A 1795-nucleotide genomic window follows, 5' to 3' on the forward strand; every position below is an offset into this window, starting at 1 on the left:
CGATCAGGAACAGCTCCTTGCGGGTCTGCTTGCGTTTGCCGGCGTACTCGGCGTCGGCGAAGGTCATTTGCTTCATCGAAAAACTCGGGCAACGGGATCGGCGTATTTCACCAGAAATAGGAAGTCTTCTTCAGGGTTTCCCTAATGATTCCGTTCATAACTCACCCATAAAATCCTTGATTACTGAAACTTTCAGAGTCGATCCGACAGCAAGGAAACTGTAATACTCGTTAGATCAGGGTCTGCTTTTCAAATCATCTAAGGAATTGCATGAGGTTTATTTGTAAACTCTTGATTGGAACTATTCGCCACCCCTGAGCAAAACGACACTTTTCCGCCCGAAATTCTTCCATAAAATATTCTCCTGTCGAAGTTGGTTTCGATTGACGCCCACTCCTTAGGACTTGCAGATTGGGTGTCGTCGACTGACCCTGCTCCTTCCTTTACTAATGACTGCTGTTCAGTAAAAACCATTTTCACTTCTTGCTTTTTAGATAGGAATGGCACGATTAATCATGCATATAAGAAGTTTTGTGGCCTGTAAATTTTTCATCTTTGAAATAAAAGCAGAATAATCCGCTCTCAAGGGCGCGAGCTGCTAAGATTTCTCCTTCAATGCATAGCTTGTTGCTTCCAATTTCGAAAATAACACTTCCATTTTTTCCCTTTGGGTCGTCTTTGTTTGGCGTTCCTGAATAAGCATCAATGGGTACTGGGTATGCCACTCCACTTCTACTGTCGATGGCGACTATTGAGTTTTGATGGTATTCCATTCGTTCCGGGATTATTGCGATGATGTAGTGCTTGTTAAAATTTGGGGGAGTGTTGATTAGCGCTTTCTCCATTTCTTGGATGCGCCTCTTGTCGCAGAAATTAATTGGGCTAAATGAGAACGAGCACCCTTCCTGGTTGCTATATTTGATGGAAATCGTTATGGGGCTGGAGGACTTTTCAGCAATGCAGTTTGCCGAAAGCATAATTATTGGCGCTATTTTTATGAGTGTATTTTTCATTTTGTTCTGCGCGTCGCCTCAAGGGTTTTTATTAGAGCTCTGGTGGAGTCTATGTTTGCCCGGTTGGCGCGTGACTCGTAGTAGGATAGTGTTCCATCTGATGATCTGCCGTCTTTGATCAAGTAATTACAAGGCGCTGCAATTGATGCCCACTCTTTGGCTGCAGCATACTGAGCGTCGTCAATGCTTCCCTTTCCGTGCTTGACGAATCTAGCGAGGTACCCTCCGCCTGCCTTTTCTAAAAGATAATCAGAAAAAATAAACTCCTGAAGGTCAGGCGTGTACTTTTCCTCGCCTGTCAGAGCCAAGGCTTTTTTTGCAGACTTTAGAGTTGAGATGATGGTTTGATATTTGCCGGTTGCAAACATTCTGCTCTTGTCCGTGCCTGGGAGTATTTCTGTTGAAATTATCTCGTTAATTGTTTTGTTAGTAACTGTTCCGGGGCTCGGAGATAGAAAAGAAAATCCAACCCCTCCGCCAGGCACATTTTTTGTTCCGGTGTTGTAGGAGTCATAGTTTCCCTCACCATGAGAAATGATGTCTCCGATCTTTCTAATTAGATCCTTCAAAGGTTCTGTGATCGGTGCGAATGCTCCGGGTAAGCCCACTGGATGCACGTGATAGACCTTCCCATCCCCCGGCAATATCCCCCGATCCGCCACTTCCGCCCACCACGCCAATTTCCTTATTCGCTCTTTCTCCGCCATCCAGTTCAGTATCGGTGCCGAGGTGGTATGGCCCAGTACATCGTCCAGGGCATCCCATTTGCTATCCCGGTAAAG

Annotated in this window: 1 protein-coding gene and 1 pseudogene; both read right to left on the bottom strand. The window is 45.5% G+C overall.

Features of this window, described 5'->3' with window-relative positions:
• Positions 1 to 509 precede the first annotated feature (509 nt).
• The gene (locus J7302_RS26205; protein ID WP_215381760.1) at positions 510 to 1013 is read right to left on the bottom strand and encodes a hypothetical protein; all 504 of its coding nucleotides are present in this window, start codon (positions 1011 to 1013) and stop codon (positions 510 to 512) included.
• Positions 1010 to 1795 (bottom strand): annotated as a pseudogene (locus tag J7302_RS26210) (hypothetical protein); the annotation flags it as partial. The gene J7302_RS26205 and the pseudogene J7302_RS26210, both read right to left, overlap by 4 nt.

This window comes from Metapseudomonas boanensis, assembly GCF_018704125.1.
In the GTDB taxonomy this organism is placed as follows: Bacteria; Pseudomonadota; Gammaproteobacteria; order Pseudomonadales; family Pseudomonadaceae; genus Metapseudomonas; species Metapseudomonas boanensis.

Excerpts from the sequence above, each read along its gene's own strand:
- J7302_RS26205 (WP_215381760.1), bottom strand. The coding sequence starts at position 1,013 with ATGAAAAATACACTCATAAAAATAGCGCCAATAATTATGCTTTCGGCA.